Annotated in this window: 14 protein-coding genes; 5 read left to right on the top strand and 9 right to left on the bottom strand. The window is 33.9% G+C overall.

Annotation, left to right across the window (positions count from 1 at the left end):
• Positions 1-60: 60 nt before the first annotated feature.
• The 4 genes from gcvT to gcvPB are packed head-to-tail and all read left to right on the top strand — an operon-like array spanning position 61 to position 4,384.
• A complete protein-coding gene (gcvT, locus tag Q2T46_RS13055; protein WP_303265140.1) occupies positions 61-1,167 on the top strand; it encodes a glycine cleavage system aminomethyltransferase GcvT in 1,107 nt (368 codons plus the stop codon).
• Positions 1,168-1,179: 12 nt separating this feature from the next.
• A complete protein-coding gene (gcvH, locus tag Q2T46_RS13050) occupies positions 1,180-1,554 on the top strand; it encodes a glycine cleavage system protein GcvH (protein WP_303265141.1) in 375 nt (124 codons plus the stop codon).
• A gap of 33 nt (positions 1,555-1,587) precedes the next feature.
• Entirely contained in the window at positions 1,588-2,943 is a 1,356-nt protein-coding gene (gcvPA, locus tag Q2T46_RS13045) for an aminomethyl-transferring glycine dehydrogenase subunit GcvPA (RefSeq protein ID WP_303265142.1), read from the top strand.
• Complete coding sequence (gene gcvPB, locus Q2T46_RS13040) at positions 2,933-4,384, top strand: aminomethyl-transferring glycine dehydrogenase subunit GcvPB (RefSeq protein WP_303265143.1); 1,452 nt, start codon at positions 2,933-2,935, stop codon at positions 4,382-4,384. The genes gcvPA and gcvPB overlap by 11 nt, the downstream gene beginning before the upstream one ends.
• 20 nt (positions 4,385-4,404) lie before the next feature.
• Here gcvPB and Q2T46_RS13035 read toward each other — a convergent pair whose 3' ends face one another.
• The 8 genes from Q2T46_RS13035 to Q2T46_RS13000 all read right to left on the bottom strand — a co-directional run bounded on the left by Q2T46_RS13035 (position 4,405) and on the right by Q2T46_RS13000 (position 13,314).
• Complete coding sequence (locus tag Q2T46_RS13035; protein WP_303265144.1) at positions 4,405-4,848, bottom strand: OsmC family protein; 444 nt, start codon at positions 4,846-4,848, stop codon at positions 4,405-4,407.
• A 68-nt stretch (positions 4,849-4,916) separates the two neighbouring features.
• The gene (gene lpdA / locus Q2T46_RS13030; RefSeq protein ID WP_303265145.1) at positions 4,917-6,581 is read right to left on the bottom strand and encodes a dihydrolipoyl dehydrogenase; all 1,665 of its coding nucleotides are present in this window, start codon (positions 6,579-6,581) and stop codon (positions 4,917-4,919) included.
• Between the two features lie 143 nt (positions 6,582-6,724).
• Complete coding sequence (locus Q2T46_RS13025) at positions 6,725-7,705, bottom strand: lipoate--protein ligase (RefSeq protein WP_311062434.1); 981 nt, start codon at positions 7,703-7,705, stop codon at positions 6,725-6,727.
• Between the two features lie 127 nt (positions 7,706-7,832).
• Complete coding sequence (locus Q2T46_RS13020; protein WP_303265147.1) at positions 7,833-9,050, bottom strand: S1C family serine protease; 1,218 nt, start codon at positions 9,048-9,050, stop codon at positions 7,833-7,835.
• Between the two features lie 196 nt (positions 9,051-9,246).
• Positions 9,247-10,440, bottom strand: a complete 1,194-nt coding sequence (locus Q2T46_RS13015) for an MFS transporter (protein ID WP_303265148.1) — start codon at positions 10,438-10,440, stop codon at positions 9,247-9,249.
• A 186-nt stretch (positions 10,441-10,626) separates the two neighbouring features.
• Entirely contained in the window at positions 10,627-11,220 is a 594-nt protein-coding gene (locus Q2T46_RS13010) for a DUF1847 domain-containing protein (protein ID WP_303265149.1), read from the bottom strand.
• A gap of 74 nt (positions 11,221-11,294) precedes the next feature.
• Positions 11,295-12,656, bottom strand: coding sequence for a cell wall metabolism sensor histidine kinase WalK (locus tag Q2T46_RS13005; RefSeq protein WP_399387408.1), 1,362 nt, complete (start codon positions 12,654-12,656; stop codon positions 11,295-11,297).
• Positions 12,646-13,314, bottom strand: a complete 669-nt coding sequence (locus Q2T46_RS13000) for a response regulator transcription factor (protein ID WP_209453377.1) — start codon at positions 13,312-13,314, stop codon at positions 12,646-12,648. The genes Q2T46_RS13005 and Q2T46_RS13000 overlap by 11 nt, the downstream gene beginning before the upstream one ends.
• A 158-nt stretch (positions 13,315-13,472) precedes the next feature.
• Here Q2T46_RS13000 and Q2T46_RS12995 point away from each other — a divergent pair, with 158 nt between their 5' ends.
• Complete coding sequence (locus Q2T46_RS12995) at positions 13,473-13,985, top strand: alkyl sulfatase-like hydrolase (protein WP_209453378.1); 513 nt, start codon at positions 13,473-13,475, stop codon at positions 13,983-13,985.
• Positions 13,986-14,089: 104 nt separating this feature from the next.
• Here Q2T46_RS12995 and Q2T46_RS12990 read toward each other — a convergent pair whose 3' ends face one another.
• Positions 14,090-14,908 carry an MBL fold metallo-hydrolase gene (locus Q2T46_RS12990; RefSeq protein WP_209453379.1) on the bottom strand — a complete coding sequence of 273 codons (819 nt, stop codon included), beginning with the start codon at positions 14,906-14,908 and terminating at the stop codon, positions 14,090-14,092.
• Positions 14,909-14,964: the final 56 nt, after the last annotated feature.

Here is a 14,964-nt window from a genome sequence, read left to right as displayed (position 1 = left end):
GGAATATGATGACACTTGTCTTCATATTCCTTTTTTGTTGGCAAATTTATTTAGGAAGGGATGATCCGGTTGGATAGCCTTAAAAAAACCCCATTATACGATACACACCTGAAATACGGGGCAAAGATGATAGAATTTGCAGGTTTTTCAATGCCTGTACAGTATGAAAGTATACTTAAAGAGCATGAAGCTGTTAGAAAAAATGCAGGCCTTTTTGATGTATCACACATGGGTGAAATAATAATAGAAGGTAAAGACTCTGAAAAATTCATAAACTACATTATCTCAAATAACGTGGCAAAGATAAATGATAATCAGGCGATGTATTCCCCTATGTGCTATCAAAACGGCACAACAGTAGATGACTTGCTTGTTTACAAATTTTCCAATGAAAAATACATGTTAGTAGTCAATGCCAGCAACATAGATAAGGATTATAACTGGATAGATGAAAACAAAAACTACAATATTGCTGTAAAAAACATATCAAATGAGATTTCTGAATTGGCATTGCAGGGTCCTAAGTCTCAAAAGATACTTCAAAAAATGACAGAGTACAACTTAGACGACATGAAATACTACCACTTTGACAAAATCAACCTAGATGGAGTAAATTGTTTGATATCAAGGTCAGGTTATACAGGCGAAGATGGTTTTGAGATATTCTTGAAAAATGATTATGCACAACCAATGTGGGAAAAAATCTTGGCTGTTGGAAAGGAATTTGGAATTAAACCTGCCGGCTTAGGTGCAAGAGATACATTAAGGTTTGAAGCAGGTCTTCCCCTTTACGGTAATGAGCTTTCTGACGACATAACACCATTAGAAGCTGGATTAGGTTCTTTTGTAAAATTAGAGAAAGATTTCATTGGTAGAGATGCTCTTTTAAAACAAAAGCAGGATGGACTTAAAAGAAAGATAGTAGGTTTTGAAATGATAGATAATGGAATACCCCGCCATGGCTATGATGTATGCGCACAAGGTGAAAAAATTGGATATGTGACAACTGGATATTTATCACCTACTTTAAAGAAAAATATCGGAATGGCATTAATAAGCAGCCAATTTGCCAACATTGGCAATGAAATAAGTATAATAATAAGAAATAAACCTTTAAAAGCTATCGTAACAAGCAAAAATTTTTATAAGAAAAATTACAAAAAATAGGAGGTTGTTTTTATGAAAATTTTAGAAGGTCTTTACTATTCAAAAAACCACGAATGGGTAAAAGTTGAAGGTGACAAAGCATACGTTGGAATAACAGACTTTGCTCAGCACTCGTTAGGCGACATAGTCTATGCAGAACTTCCGGAAATAGATACAGTATTAAATGCTGGAGATACATTAGGTACCGTTGAATCAGTAAAAGCAGCATCTGACGTATATTGTCCCATAAGTGGCAAGGTTATAGAGGTTAACCAATCTATTGCAGACGACCCATCGCTTTTAAACAGCGATCCGTACGAAAATTGGATGATATGCGTAGAAATAAGCGATCCCAGTGAGCTAGATGAACTAATGTCACCTGAAGAATACAGCGATTTTTGCAAATAGCCAAATTAAATCATCCTCAAAAGGAGTGATATCATGCCCCAATACATTCCATCATCAAACGATGAGCAGATGGAAATGCTTAAATCTGTGAATGCTAAATCGATAGAAGATCTATTTGTAGATATACCAGAAAGCATTCGCTTAAATAAAAATCTAAACTTAAAAGGTCCTTTATCAGAGCCAGAACTGTTGAATCACATAAATAAAATCTCAAAAGAGATAAAGACAACAGATGAACTTACATGCTTTTTAGGAGCAGGTGTCTATGATCACTTTATTCCAGCTGTCGTTAAACATGTAGTATCAAAGCCAGAGTTTTATACAGCGTACACTCCGTACCAGCCTGAAATAAGTCAAGGGACATTGCAAGCGATATTTGAATATCAGACAATGATTTGTTATCTTACTGGAATGGACATATCAAATGCATCTATGTACGATGGAGCCACTGCTTTAAGTGAAGCTGCAAAAATGGCTTCTAATGCAACAAATCGGAAAAAAGTCCTTGTATCATCGTCACTTAATCCTGAAGTAAAAAAAGTACTTCATACATACATGAGGTTCAGTAATATTGAGCTTGTTGAAATCGACGACTTAGATGGAACAGTAAATTTAGAGCTTCTAAAATCATCTCTTGACAGCGATACAGCAGCATTTATAGTTCAAAATCCAAATTTCTTTGGCATAATAGAAGATCTTAAAGATGTTGAAGAAATGGTCCATAAGAATGCTTCGCTTCTCATAATGTACGTAGAGCCAATATCTTTATCTATATTAAAAACACCAGGTGAAATAGGTGCAGATATAGCCGTTGGCGACGGTCAACCTCTTGGAAATAGCCTTAATTTTGGTGGTCCACATCTTGGCTTTATGGCAACAACGAAAAAACTTATGCGTAAATTACCAGGCAGGATCATCGGTGAAACAAATGATATTGACGGCAAAAGAGGATATGTATTGACACTTCAAGCAAGGGAACAACATATAAGAAGAGAAAAAGCGACTTCAAATATATGCACAAATCACTCACTAAATGCATTGACTGCCGCTATATACATGACAGCTCTTGGGAAAAAAGATATTAAAGAAGTTGCACTGCAGTGCTTTAAAAAATCTCATTATGCTTTTCAGCAATTAATAAAAACAAGTAAATTTAAACCATTATTTGATAAACTATTTTTCATGGAATTTGCAGTTGTATGCAATGATAACAGCGTCGACGCTATAAATAATGTGCTTCTAAGTAACGGCATCATTGGCGGTTACAACCTAGAAAAAGAATACAAAAAGTACAAAAATGCAATGCTTCTATGCGTAACAGAAAAAAGGACAAAAGATGAAATTGATAAGCTCGTCAATATAATGGGAGGTGTAGTTAATGAACTATGATAAGCTTATTTTTGAGGTATCTAAGCCAGGTCATACATCATACAGCCTTCCTCCATTAGATGTGGAAGACGTACAATTAGAAGAAGCAATTCCAGATAAACTTCTTCGCCATACAGAATTAAATCTTCCCGAAGTCAGCGAGGTAGAACTGATAAGGCACTACACAAATCTTTCATACAAAAATTACAGCGTTGATAAGGGATTTTATCCACTAGGGTCTTGTACGATGAAGTACAATCCAAAGGTAAATGAAGATATTGCAAGCTTTAAAGAATTTACAAACATACACCCACTGCAGGGTGAAAATACTGTCCAAGGTGCTTTAAAGCTTATGTACGATCTTCAAGAAATGCTAAAAGAGATAACTGGAATGGATGGGATTTCACTTCAACCTGCTGCTGGTGCCCATGGAGAACTTACTGGAATGATGATAATTAAAGCATACTTTGAAGACATCGGTGAATACAATAGGAAAAAGATGATCGTACCTGACTCTGCACATGGCACAAACCCAGCAAGTGCTGCAACAGCCGGATTTGATGTAGTAGAGATAAAATCTGGAAATGATGGGCTTATAGATATTGACGCATTAAAATCGGTTCTTGACGATGACATAGCTGGATTAATGCTTACAAATCCAAATACGCTAGGGTTGTTTGAAAAAAACATACTGGAAATATCAAAGTTAATCCACGATGCTGGTGGCCTTCTTTACTATGATGGTGCCAATATGAATGCCAATATGGGAATAACAAGACCAGGTGATATGGGATTTGATGTGGTCCATATAAACTTGCACAAGACATTTGCAACACCACATGGAGGTGGCGGACCTGGAAGCGGTCCAGTTGGCGTCAAAGGCAAACTTGCAGATTTTCTGCCTGTACCAATAGTTGAAAAAAATGACGATATGTATTATTTTAAGTATGATTTGCCACATACAATAGGAAAAGTGAGAAGTTTTTATGGCAATTTCAATGTTATGGTAAAGGCATATGCATACATTCTATCTATGGGAGCGGACGGACTTAAAGCTGCTAGCAGTTTGGCAGTTTTAAATGCAAACTATGTTAAAGAAAAGCTTAAAGAATATTATGAGCTTCCATTTGATTCGATATGCAAACATGAATTTGTCTTCAGCGGCCTCAAAAACAAAACAAATGATGTCACAACACTAGATGTGGCAAAGCGGTTGATAGACTACGGATTTCATCCACCTACCATCTACTTTCCTCTCATCATTGACAGTGCACTTATGATTGAACCAACAGAAACTGAAAGCAAAGAGACACTAGATGGATTCATAGAAGCTATGAAGGCAATTGCAAAAGAAGCAGATGAAAATCCTGAAATTCTAAAAACTGCACCTCATAATACACCTGTAAGAAGGCTTGATGAAGTAAAAGCAGCAAGAAATCCAATAGTAAAAGCCAATGTATGAAAACATTGGCTTTTATCACCTTATTCAACAACAACATCAGATAAAACTAATTTTACGGGATTTGCTAATGAATCTCCTACAGGGCATGTTTTCTCTATAAACTTTGCAAATTCTTCTACTTTTTCTTTTGAAGCATCTGTTTTAACATGCATCTTAAATCTTATTTCTTGAAAGCCTGGTCTTACGTCAGACTTGCCCATGAATCCGTCTAAATCAATGTCCCCTTCCAATTCAACCCAAAAATCTTGTAGATTTATACCTTTTGCTTTTGCAAAAGCTGATGCTACAATAGTCTGACATGAGCCTAAAGCACAAAGCAAAGCCTCTACAGGATTCATGCCTTTATTTGTGCCGCCTAACTCTTTTGGCTCATCTAAAAGCATTTTAAACCCTCTTACTTCGCTTTCAACAGCTAAGCCTTCTGGCAACTTCCTGGAAACCGCCTTAAAAGTTTCTATTGCCATTTAAATTCCTCCTTTTTTTCCTTCCTAAATTTAATTTATTTTAAAGCATTACCGCTTTAAAATCTTTATTACACTTTATGTATCGATTCTTTAAAAATGTCTTTTACTGCCTCCATGATGGTCTCACTTCTCGTAGGATGAGTATATATCGCTTTTTTAAGATCATCTGCCTTTGCACCACTTTGACATGAAGTAGATATTATCTGCGCTATTTCAGATGCATCGCTTCCGACAACCCACGCTCCTAAAACATCTCCATCTTCGGAAGATATGATCTTGACAAAACCTTTTGTTTCACCGTATGTCTTTGCTCTGCCATTAGCTGCAAAGTAAAATTTACCCACTTTTACATTTTTAAATTTACTCTTAGCCTCTTCCTCTGTATAGCCGAAATAACCTATCTCCGGTTCTGTAAATACAGCAGCCGGTATTCTCATATAATCAAGAGCAACATTGCCTCCAAAAATATTGTCAACTGCTGCTTCGCCTTGTGCTGATGCCACATGTGCCAGCATCATTTTATTGGTCACATCGCCAATGGCATAGACATTATCAATATTTGTCCTTAAATATTCATCAACTTTGATAGCTTTTCCATCGAATTCTAAAAGCTCTGAAATTGGTCCTATGTCCGTATTTAGCTTTCTTCCAATGGAAATAAACACTTTGTCTGCGTATATGCACTTTGTTGCACCATCTTTTATTATTGTTACAACACTTCCACCATTTTCTTCTTCTAAAATCTTTTCAACCTTAGAAGATGTATAGATCTTTATACCACGCTTCTGAGCTTCAAACTTTATTAGATTGCTTACTTCTTTATCCAGTTGAGGAAGAAGTCTTGGCATCATCTCGACGATAGATACTTTTACTCCAAACTGATTCATTATAAAGGCGAATTCCATGCCTATTACACCACCGCCTATTATACACATGCTGTCAGGCAGTGATGTAATCTCTAAAATATCGTTGCTATTTATGACATTTTTCGATTTCACGCCTTCGATTGGCAATTCTTGAGGCTTAGAACCAGTTGCTATTATTATATTTTTCGCTTTTATCTTATTTTCTCCCAACAATATATTTTTATCTTTGTCAATTTTTGCTTCCTCAGAATACAAATCAACACCATTTGCTTTAAGCAATGTATTTATACCGGATACAAGCTCATTTACTATATTATCTTTTCTTTCCACTACTTTTTTATAATCAAATGATTTAACATCTACACTAAGTCCAAATTCATCTGACCTTTTTATGATGTCATACACTTCAGCAACTCTTGCGTAAGCTTTTGTCGGTATACACCCTCTATTGAGACACGTACCGCCTACTTTATCTTTTTCGAAAAGTGCCACTTTTGCACCTTTTTTTGCAGCTTTTATAGCTGCCACATAACCTCCAGGGCCACCACCTATAACAGCTAAATCGTAATCTTTTACTTCATTATAAAATGTATCTGCATTGTCTGAAATTGACTTTTGAGAATCATCCTCAGATTTTGAAATGATAGAAATAACGTCTCCTGATTTTACAGTATTGCCTGCTGGAATAATAATTTTGGAAATTACTCCATCATATTCAGAGTACACCTCATAATTCATCTTTCCAACCGCTATATCACATAAAGAAGTTCCTTTTTTAACAGATTGACCTTCACTGACATGCCATTTCGTTATTTTTCCCTCATTCATTGAATCAGACAAGACAGGTACCTTAACTTCTAACTCCATAAGGTACACCTCCAATTTTTACTACTAGCCATACAAAACATTACTTAAAAGTGGAATTTTTAAGCGGGTTAATTATTTGACAACTTACTCTAACCATATTTTAACACTATCTAAACAATAATTCAATATTTTGAACATAATTTTTAAAACATCACATCAAGCAAATTCTCTAATGTTATGTTTGAAAAATATTCTCCAATGTCTATTGATGAAAGCGCATTTTTAACATCATTTTCAGAGTGCTTTACACCCTTTAGCATTTCCTCTACATCTTTTACATCCTTTTTCCCGAAGAAATCGCCGTATATCTTTATGTCTTTTATTATTCCATCAGATACATTTAAATCCACTTCCAATGTTCCACCCAAAAATTTTTTCTCATTTTTCAAATTATAATCTGGTGACATGCCAAAATTCCATTCCCATGTGCTATACTTTTCATTTTTAAGTTTTTCTATATTTTTTATATCTTCGCCTGTAAATTCATACAGCCCACTTCCACCTGTACGCTGCCGTATGTCATTCATAATAAGATTTATAAATTCCTCAATATCAATAGGCTCTTTTAAATGTTCATTTATGTTTGTCACTCTTTTAGATACAGACTTTACACCTTTGTCTTCAAATTTCACCGGCCGCACCTTCAAAGCTGCTGATAAATCTGTCATGTTAGATGATACGAGTAGCGTTCCGTGATGAAGTATCCTGTTTTTGTAATAGTATTGGGCATTACCTGATATTTTTTTACCATCAATCGTTATATCATTTCTACCTGAAAATTCAGCATTAATTGAAAGCTTTTTTAATACATCAATTATTGGCTGTGTAAACCTTCTAAAATCACTGAAGCCATTCAAATCATCGTTTACAATAAAAGTAAAGTTTACATTTCCTAAATCGTGAAATACTGCTCCACCTCCTGACAACCTTCTCACAACTGGTATATTGTGTTCTTTAACATAATCAAGGTTAATCTCAGCCAAAGCATTCTGATTTTTCCCTATTATTATACTTGGCTTGTTTCTCCAAAGCATGAAACATTCATCGTTAAATTGCTTTAACAAGTATTCTTCTGCTGCTAAATTGAAATAAGGATCTGTGATTTTGTTGTAAATATAAATCATCATGTACACCCTCTCCAAAAATAAGCTGACTTTATAAATTAAGTATAACACAAGTGTGAAGAATTTTAGCAAAATCATGTTGATGAAAAAATAAAAAAGTGGCATGAAAGCCACCGTTAAAAACTTATTATTGCCCATTCGAGCCTGAAAGTTTTACATTAACTGTAAGTGTTTGACCATTTCTCCAAACTGTTACGCTTATTACATCGCCAATATTGTGTTTGTTTAAAATATTTTCAAGTTGATTAAACGTGGTGACATTTGTTCCATCGACAGCAGTTATTATGTCTCCAGCTTGAAGGCCTGCAGCATCAGCACCACTTCCTTGCTGCACTTGTACAATGTAAAGGCCAACAGGTATATTATACTGACGTGCTAGTTGCTTAGTTATTTGTTGCACACTTACTCCCATTACAGGTCTTTCTACATAACCATTTTTTATAAGATCATCGATAATTGGTTTAGCTTCATTGATAGGAATAGCAAATCCCATACCTTCCAAAGGTACGCCTTGACTTTGAAATAAGCCAAACGGATCTTGCGTACTTGAACTACCTGTTGATGTAAGCTTTATGCTTGTTATGCCAATTACTTCACCGATGCTATTTACAAGTGGGCCACCGCTATTCCCAGGATTTATAGCAGCATCTGTTTGTATAAGATTAACTGGGCCATAATCACTTTGCAGGTTTCGATTTAATCCACTTATTATACCTGCTGTAGCAGTTCCAGCAAAGCTGTCACCTAGAGGATTCCCTATGGCTACAGCCAGTTCTCCTACTTCTAGCTTTGATGAATCACCTAATTTTGCTGGTGTCAGATTAGTAGCATTTATCTTTAAAACCGCAAGATCAGTCCTTGAATCCTTTCCTACTAATTGCGCTGTAAATTTTCTTCCGTCAGACAAATTTACAGTTATTTTAGATGCACCGTCTACAACATGATTATTAGTAACTATATGACCTTGTGAATCAATTATTATACCAGAGCCACTGCCTTCCTGTACATAAGAGTTTCCATAAGCTTCGTATCCATTCGTATATGTATCAATACCGACCACAGATGGGCTTACAGTCTTTACTATATTTGTAATCAAGCTGAAATTGTTGTTGTCAGATGAAAGTGGCAGATATCTATTTACTATCTGTGTTTTACCCATGTCGGCATATTTCATAATTCCAGCTCCTGCAGCACCACCTATTAAAGCTGCTACAAGCGCAACAACCACAAAAGATAAAAACATCTTTCTTCTATATCTTTTTACCATCTTGCCTAAACTCTTTTTATTGTTTTTTAATCTAGCTTCAGGCATACTATAATTTTCAAAATCATGATTGAACTCCATATCGCTCAACCTCCTTGGATTATTCTTTCCACGATTATATTATAAATAACATTTTTTAAGAATTTGTGAATACTTTGTAAATATTTTTTTACACTTGTAAGTCAAACTATCCTCACAATAGCATATATTAAACCAGTTGTCAGATTATATGTGTTTCAAATCAATTGATGGTTTTGCATTGTTTTTTATAACACTTTTACGCCCTTGATTTTGCATCTTTGGAAAAGCAGCTAAAATTTAGAATAATCGCAATGAAAGCTGCTGAAATAAGCCCAAGAACACCGCCAAACCAGAACGGTGCATCAGGACTTATATGATCCCACATTGCCCCAGCTATAATAGATGCCAACAATAATCCTATACCTTGAATCATACTATAAATACCCAAAACTGTACCTTTATATTTATCAGGAGAAACTTCAGCTATAAATGCACGCTCGGCACCACTTATAAATGCAGTGTAAGCTCCATAAGCTATAAATAAAAGAAAAATTATGATTTTTGCATTGAACAGTGCAAATCCCAAATATACAAGTCCATAAATAGCATAACCAGAAACCAAAATCAATCTCCTGCCAAATTTGTCTGACAACTTCCCGGAAGGAATAGCAAGTAATGATGTCGAAATATTAAATACAAGATAAAGTAACATGATATATTGTAAAGAAAAGCCCAAATTCTGTGCTTTCAAAAGCAGAAAAGTATTTGATGAATTCCCTAGGTTGAAAATAAACATAACAGCAAGATACAGTTTTAATTTCAAACTTAATCTTAATTCTCTGAATGTCAGCTTTTCAATTTTTTGTTCCTTGTTTCTATCCTCTTTAATAAATGGAATAATCATAATACCAAGAACAGCGGGAATAATCGACCACATAAACGCTACTCTATACTTTAGCCCAATTGTTACTATGATAAAAGCAAGAAAAGCACCTACAGAAGATCCAGCCATGTCTAGCATTTTATGTAATCCGAATGAACCACCCAGTTTTCCCTTGTCGCTGGACTGTGCAACAAGTGCATCCCGCGGTGCGGTACGGATACCTTTCCCAGTACGATCGATAATTCGAGCTATCAAAACGCCTACCCATGAACCTGCTAAAAGAAGAAGTATCTTGTAGATAACTGAAGCTGAATATCCTATAAAAGTCAGCACTTTCTTATTTTTATATTTATCACCGATGTAGCCGCTAAACACTTTTAACAATGATGCTATGCTTTCAGCAATGCCCTCAATAATTCCTACGATTGACGGTGAAGCTCCAAGCGTAGCAGTGAGAAAGAGCGGGATAATCGGGTAAACCATTTCCGTACTCATATCAATAAGTAAACTTACCATGCCAATCAACACAATATTGGAAATCACAATTTCCTTTTTTGAATTTGTCATAATCAATTGACTCCTCCTAAAAATTTCTATATTTCGCATGAAATAATAAAAGCTACATTGAAACTTGTTAATATAATTTTAAATTAACTTAAAGTAATTTTGCAAATATTTATAGCGAAAAAAATAAAAATTTCAATAAAAAAGCTATCCTTATATTATGGATAGCTTTGTGAAATAATGCCTTTTTTATTCTTCAAGTGCTTTTACAGGACAATGACTGTACTTCCTGTCCTTAGCAACTAAAGTTGTCACATATGCTTTAGAATTTTTGTTAAAAATCATATCGTGTCCAACGCAAAGCCCAACAACGACATTTAGTTCTGTATTTTCTTTGTTCATAATTTCAGCTTGTGTAATAGGATTGCATGTTGCAATGAATTTATCCTTCTTTTTCTCTATCCCAATTTCTTTTACATCGACCGAACCAACTTTACAACATACAGGTACAACAGTGATATCGTATTTATTAAGCATCTTTACAAATTTCTTTGCCTCTTTTTCGAGTGAATAGCAAAAAGCGACACCTATCTTCTTCATACCCATTTGCATAATTAAATTAATTATTTCATCTGCTCTACTCCTTAATTCGCCATTTTCGTCAACAGGAAGCGTATTGGCTATTTTCATAATCTTATTCACATTTTCATCATTATTATATCTTTCAATTGAATCATTAATAATATCTTTTTCCATAACTGTAGGGCAATTCTTAGGAAAATTATCATCACCTTTTGCACAAGGCTTATTAGGACATACTGCACAAGAAAATATTGAATTCATAAAATCACTCCTTGTATACTGTATTCAACATTATTATATCACATACCTATCCCGTTGTATAGGGGTATCCAAAATTAAATATCTGCTTTATTTAGTGTAAAATAAAACAAAGTACCTTTATTTATCTCGCTTTCTATATAATATTCGCTGCCATGCAAATCTAATATTTCCTTTACTATTGCAAGACCTAATCCTGTACCTTTATTATCACCTTTGTAAAATTTCTCAAAAACACTTTGCAGCTTTTCTTTCTCTATTCCTTTACCTGTGTCAGATACGATGACTTTTACATTATTATCCTCTAATATTGAAGAAATAGTAATCACTCCTGATTCATCAATGCTTTTTATCGAATTGCTTAAAAGATTCATTATAACCCTTCTAATTAGTTCAACATCTCCATTTACAATAACATCAAGATTCTCCGTGACAATATTTATATTTTTGCCATGTAGCAATGGTTCAAAGCTTAAAACCACATCATCAATTAAATTTTTTAAATTAAAAGACGATACCTTTAGTTTTACTAAACCTGATTGAAGCTTTGATAATGATAAAACATCGTCTATCATTTTTGACATTCGATCGACTTCATTTAATGCAACATTTAAATATTTATTTCTTTTTTCTTTATCATCGCCATAAAAGTCCAGTAGCATTTCACAGTATCCTTTTATAAGCCCTAAAGGCGTCTTAAGGTCGTGTGTAATATTTGCTATTAAATCTCTTTTAAATTTTTCCGCTTTACTGAGGTTTTCTGCCATGCTATTCATGGACATTGCCAAATCCTCTAATTCATCATTTGTCTTTACATCTAATTTCACGTCAAGATTCCCCGATGCTATGTTTTGTGCTGCATTTTTTAAATCTTCAATTGGCTTTGTAAGCCTTTTCGACATGATAATTGACATGATGATTATTACAACAATACATATTAGTAGCATCAAAAAAAATTCACTTTTAAATATGACTGTAGTATCCGTAATAGTCGATAGTGGAATAGTCAATACCAGTTTTGCGTTTTGATTATTGTATGAAAATGATCTTATAACTGCAAGAGATTTTACACCAATTGATGGATGCGTAAATTCTACCACAGCTAATTTTTCATTAGTGTTTAAGAAAGTTTTTGGCAACCCTATTCCGTAGCCTTGTCCGTTTCCATGCATTCCAAAAACCAAGTTGCCTGTATCAGTTACTGCAATTACTTTTGCATTGGATTCTTCCATAAGCTCATTAGCAGTCTTATAATCGTTTGTAGTTAATGCGTTAGCTATTTTTAAGCTGTAGTTTTTCATCTGGTTAATCTTATAATAAGTGTATATCTTACCTATAAAGACAACTTGAGACAAGTAAAACAATAAAAAAATTATTCCTGTTATAATCAGATACGTAATAAAAAGCTTTTTTCTTATGCCTCTCACTTTAATCACCACCTAATTTGTATCCATAGCCCCATACCGTTTTTATGATATCTCTTTTATCGCCGAGTTTTTCTCTCAACTGCTTTATATGTGTATCAACTGTCCTTAAATCGCCAAAAAATTCATATCCCCAAACAATATTAAGACATTTCTCACGGCTTAATGCCTTACCCATGTTTTGTGCAAGTAAATTTAAAAGATCAAATTCTTTTGGAGTAAGGTCTATTTTCTTTCCATCAACTTTAACAACTCTTGAATCAGTGTCAATAGTAATACCCGAAAAAGATATTAGCTTATCCGATTCAGTCCATTTAGATCTCGATAAGATAGCTTTTATCCTTGCTATGACTTCTCTCGGACTAAATGGTTTGACTACGTAATCATCAGCGCCAAGTTCAAATCCTAAAAGCCTATCGTATTCTTCACTGCGAGCAGTTATCATCATTACAGGTATTTTAGATGATTCTCTTATTGTCTTTAATACATTCCAACCGCTCATGTCTGGCAACATTACATCCAACAAAACTATATCAAATGAATTATTTTTAAACATATTTATTCCTGTATTGCCATCTTCAGCAAATAAAGCATCAAAATTGTTTTTCTCTAAGTAAGTTTTTAAAATATCCCTCATTCCCTCCTCGTCTTCAATGACCAAAACTTTTTCCATCATAAAACACCTCCAATTTTAGTTTACTTATTTTAAAAGCCTTTTACAATATTATTAAAAAACCTTCACAAAAACATCACACTTTCATTAAAGATGTATCAAATATAATGGGTAGAATAAAAGTGTAAGATAAATAAATTTTGAAAGGAGATGTTTTTATGAACATCAAAAAATTAGTAGCATCAATAATGGTAGGAGGTTTACTTTTAACAGGCATTGCTGCATATGCGGAAACAGCAAATAACAATTCGCCTCAAACAAACACATCATATACTGCACCAAGGTACAGCAGAACACAAATGGTAGATTTTATGGCAAATCTTTTAGGAAAGTCTACAGACGAAACATTGAAACTTTTAAATTCCGGTAAGACACTGGAACAAATAGCAGTTGAAAATGGTGTAAAATTAGAAGACTTCAAAAATGCCTTGTTAAAACAAAAAGCCGACTATATAGACCAAATGGTTAAAAATGGTGTAATTGCAGAAGAAAGGGCAACAGAGCTAAAATCACTACTTAAAGAAAGAATAAATGCATGTGATGGTACTGGCAATGGTGGTGTAGGACTTGGAATAGGCTTTGGAAGAAGTGGAATGTCAGGTAATGGATATGGCAAAGTGCATGGTGCAGGTTTCGGCAAAAATATGCATTTTCAATCAGGAAATAACTAATTTAGTTCCTAATGATGTTTTTACACATTAACGATATACAATTTGTTGATTCATATAATATGGCCGTAGGAATTTATCCCACGACCATATTATTTTTTATAATTTCACAAAATTATAGATGAGCTGGTAGTCAAATAAGATACCCTATCTCCTAAAATTCGTTTCATAATCCCGTACTCATCTATACCTGTACAGTGACCTGTATAAATATATTGTATATCATAACCTTTCATCGTCTCTGAAATATTCACAATATCTTCTTCAGTCATTCCTTTTAAGTGAAATCCTCCAATAAGTGATTTTATTCTATAACCCTTAAATTTACTTTCCGCAGTGTGCAGGATATTCAAAATACCTAAATGGGAGCATCCTGTAATTATATTTATGCAGTCTCCTTCTTTAACAACAACAAATATTTCATCCAAAAAATTATCTTTTATTTTTACATTATCTTTTTCCACTAAAAAATTTTTAGTCGTAAAATCATTATTATATTTCTCATCAATATTAGTGACTATAAAAAAATCTTTTTCCACTTCTGTATCTTCATGAATTAGTACAAAATTTTCTCTGTTTTTTTCATATATTGACAAATCAAAACCTATTTCATCAATTGTGCCGTTTTTACGTAAAGCATATTTTCTATTAAGTATTTTATGGCTTGCATATATGTGCGCATCTTCATTTTCATCCATAAGATCTTTAAGTCCACCAACATGATCATAATGACCATGTGTTAGTATTACTTTGTTTATGTTCTTTAAATTTATGCCCATCAATCCGGAATTTATAATAAAATTGCCGCTTTGCCCTGTATCGACTAAAACTGCCTTGTCTTCTTTCTTTACAAGCAATGATAAACCGTGTTCAGCCAAAAAACCCTTTTTATAGACTACATTTTCAATTAATACTTGTAATTCCATTTAAACACCTCTTTCCCATAAAATTAGGACTATCTACAAGACAGTAGACAGTCCTT

Source organism: Thermoanaerobacterium sp. CMT5567-10 (assembly GCF_030534315.2).
Taxonomy (GTDB): Bacteria; Bacillota; Thermoanaerobacteria; order Thermoanaerobacterales; family Thermoanaerobacteraceae; genus Thermoanaerobacterium.
This window is presented reverse-complemented; position numbering and strand designations above follow the sequence as displayed.

Coding starts and splice junctions, on each gene's coding strand:
- gcvT (WP_303265140.1), top strand. CDS start 61: ATGATCCGGTTGGATAGCCTTAAAAAAACCCCATTATACGATACACAC.
- gcvH (WP_303265141.1), top strand. CDS start 1,180: ATGAAAATTTTAGAAGGTCTTTACTATTCAAAAAACCACGAATGGGTA.
- gcvPA (WP_303265142.1), top strand. CDS start 1,588: ATGCCCCAATACATTCCATCATCAAACGATGAGCAGATGGAAATGCTT.
- gcvPB (WP_303265143.1), top strand. CDS start 2,933: ATGAACTATGATAAGCTTATTTTTGAGGTATCTAAGCCAGGTCATACA.
- Q2T46_RS13035 (WP_303265144.1), bottom strand. CDS start 4,848: ATGGCAATAGAAACTTTTAAGGCGGTTTCCAGGAAGTTGCCAGAAGGC.
- lpdA (WP_303265145.1), bottom strand. CDS start 6,581: ATGGAGTTAGAAGTTAAGGTACCTGTCTTGTCTGATTCAATGAATGAG.
- Q2T46_RS13025 (WP_311062434.1), bottom strand. CDS start 7,705: ATGATTTATATTTACAACAAAATCACAGATCCTTATTTCAATTTAGCA.
- Q2T46_RS13020 (WP_303265147.1), bottom strand. CDS start 9,050: ATGGAGTTCAATCATGATTTTGAAAATTATAGTATGCCTGAAGCTAGA.
- Q2T46_RS13015 (WP_303265148.1), bottom strand. CDS start 10,440: ATGACAAATTCAAAAAAGGAAATTGTGATTTCCAATATTGTGTTGATT.
- Q2T46_RS13010 (WP_303265149.1), bottom strand. CDS start 11,220: ATGAATTCAATATTTTCTTGTGCAGTATGTCCTAATAAGCCTTGTGCA.
- Q2T46_RS13000 (WP_209453377.1), bottom strand. CDS start 13,314: ATGGAAAAAGTTTTGGTCATTGAAGACGAGGAGGGAATGAGGGATATT.
- Q2T46_RS12995 (WP_209453378.1), top strand. CDS start 13,473: ATGAACATCAAAAAATTAGTAGCATCAATAATGGTAGGAGGTTTACTT.
- Q2T46_RS12990 (WP_209453379.1), bottom strand. CDS start 14,908: ATGGAATTACAAGTATTAATTGAAAATGTAGTCTATAAAAAGGGTTTT.